The sequence below is a fragment of the Tabrizicola sp. YIM 78059 genome (assembly GCF_004959785.1).
Lineage (GTDB): Bacteria > Pseudomonadota > Alphaproteobacteria > Rhodobacterales > Rhodobacteraceae > Tabrizicola > Tabrizicola caldifontis.
In genome coordinates this window covers 1-1918 of sequence record NZ_SJZH01000045.1, presented here as the reverse complement: position 1 = coordinate 1918, position 1918 = coordinate 1, and the positions used below count along the sequence as shown (strand labels likewise).

General features: G+C 66.7%; 3 protein-coding genes and 1 pseudogene. 3 read left to right on the top strand and 1 reads right to left on the bottom strand.

What is annotated here, in order from left to right; all coding sequences use genetic code 11:
* Positions 1–159: 159 nt before the first annotated feature.
* Positions 160–417, top strand: coding sequence for a type II toxin-antitoxin system ParD family antitoxin (locus tag EZM81_RS17910; protein WP_166583661.1), 258 nt, complete (start codon positions 160–162; stop codon positions 415–417).
* The gene (locus EZM81_RS17905) at positions 417–761 is read left to right on the top strand and encodes a type II toxin-antitoxin system RelE/ParE family toxin (protein WP_136646724.1); all 345 of its coding nucleotides are present in this window, start codon (positions 417–419) and stop codon (positions 759–761) included. The genes EZM81_RS17910 and EZM81_RS17905 overlap by 1 nt, the downstream gene beginning before the upstream one ends.
* Here the strand turns inward: EZM81_RS17905 and EZM81_RS17900 are convergent.
* Positions 679–1647, bottom strand: coding sequence for an arsenic resistance protein (locus tag EZM81_RS17900; RefSeq protein WP_248298281.1), 969 nt, complete (start codon positions 1645–1647; stop codon positions 679–681). The genes EZM81_RS17905 and EZM81_RS17900 overlap by 83 nt on opposite strands.
* 149 nt (positions 1648–1796) lie before the next feature.
* Between EZM81_RS17900 and EZM81_RS18625 the strand changes: the two are divergent.
* Positions 1797–1918 (top strand): annotated as a pseudogene (locus EZM81_RS18625) (acyl-CoA transferase); the annotation flags it as partial.

The window sequence follows — 1918 nt, the reverse complement described above, 5'->3', positions numbered from 1 at the left end:
AAGCTGCCGAAGCGGCTGGACCTGGCGCGGGACGCGGCGCAGGCTCACGACGCGGTGCCGGGGCTGATCGTCGCGAACTGGGTGGAGACCCGCTTCTGAACGGAGGTCGACATCGGAGCAGCATTGGCATATATTGCCAATGCCCTGCAGGAGATCCCCATGGCCACCCGCAACGTCGTCCTGACCGATACGCAATCCGAACTGGTCGACCGGCTGGTCGCGTCGGGGCGATACCAGAATGCCTCCGAGGCGCTGCGGGCGGGCCTGCGGCTGCTCGAGCGCGAGGAAGCCGAACTGGGCGAACTGCGCGCCCGGCTGAACGCGGGCCTCGAGGAGGCGCGATCGGGCGCGCTCGCCGAAGGGTCGGGCGAGGACGCGATCCGCCGGGCTTTCGCCGCAGCGCGCAATGCCTCCTGATGCCGAAGCCCTGGCGGCTGACGCGAAAGGCGGAAGCCTCGCTGATCAACATCGCAGGATGGACGCTCGAGACCTTCGGCCCGCGTCAGGCCGAGGCCTATGAAGAGGATCTGATCGCGGTGTGCCGGGCGATCGCGGCCGGGACCGCGCAGACGCAGGACTGCCGCCGCCTGATCGATCCGGACCTGCCCGAGGATCTGCGGTTCGCACGCTGCGGCCAGCATTTCGTCGTCTTCATCGAGGACGCCGAGCAGGTGATCATCATCGACGTCCTGCACGGCCGCTCCGACCTGCCTCGAAGGCTCGCGGCGCTGCCCGATCCGAAATCTGGCCGCGGTCGTTGAAGCCCGCCTGGGGACTGGCCTCCACTCTTATCGCTCGGGCAGAAGAAGCGGCACCGCCTTGAGGTAGACCAGCACGCCGAGCAGTTCGACCAGCGACTGGAAGACGATGACCACGATGGCCAGCCGCCATTCCTGCGGCAAGGCCAGCGCCAGCGGCAGCACGACAAAGGAATTGCGCGTGCCGAGGCTGAACACCAGCGCGCGGCCGGATCGCGGCGGCAGGCGAAACGCGCGTACAATGGCCAGCCCTGCAATTAGGGCCAGCAGGAGGAAACCGACGAACACGCCCGCCACCTGCGGCAGGACCGCCAAGGATGACAGGACCNGCCTCGACCCAACGCTCGAGCAGCCATGCCGCCACCAGCGGCACGACGATCAGCGTCAGGAACACGGTCGCGATGGGACCGACCGCGAAGATTTCGAGAAAGGCCGATCCCATGAACAGCCAAAGGTAAGCTGGCAGCAATGCCATCTGCACGATCAGGTTCACCGGCGTGGCGGCGATCGCCCGGCCGGTATCGCCGCCGGAAAGATGCGTGAAGGTGATGTACCAGTCCGTGCAAGGGACGAGCAGCACCAGGAGAACGCCCAACCGGACCGCCGGGTCGGCTGGCAGGACCATCAGTAGACCCGCCACGATCAGCGGGACGATCACGAAGTTGCCCGCGAGCATCGCCCCCATGAAGCGCCGGTCGCGGAACGCCTGCGGCAGATGGATCAGCGGAACCTGCGTGAAAGTCACGAAGATCAGGATGCCCAGAAGCGGCCAGAGCGCCGCTTCGAGATGCGCGGCCGCCCCCGGCAGCACCAGGCCCAAGCCCAGCCCTGCCAGGATGGCGGCGAGATAGATCCAGACCTGTTGTCGCTCGAGATCGAGGCGCGTCATTCAGAAATCCTATCGGTTCGCATCGGTTGAACCGTCGGGCGGGTCGCGGATACGGGGAGATGAAGGTGTTGTCGCGATGATCGGCGATACTGCGATACAGTTCAACAGCTTGGCTCGCGCGGCGGCGTCAGAACGCAAGAAGGATTGAAATGCCCACCCCTCGCGAAACCATCCTCGCCGCGCTGCATGCGCGGCTTTCGGCGTTGCCCGCCACAGCCCTGCGCGGCGACGTGTTGCCCGAACGCGTACCCGCCGGGGGCCTGCTGATCCT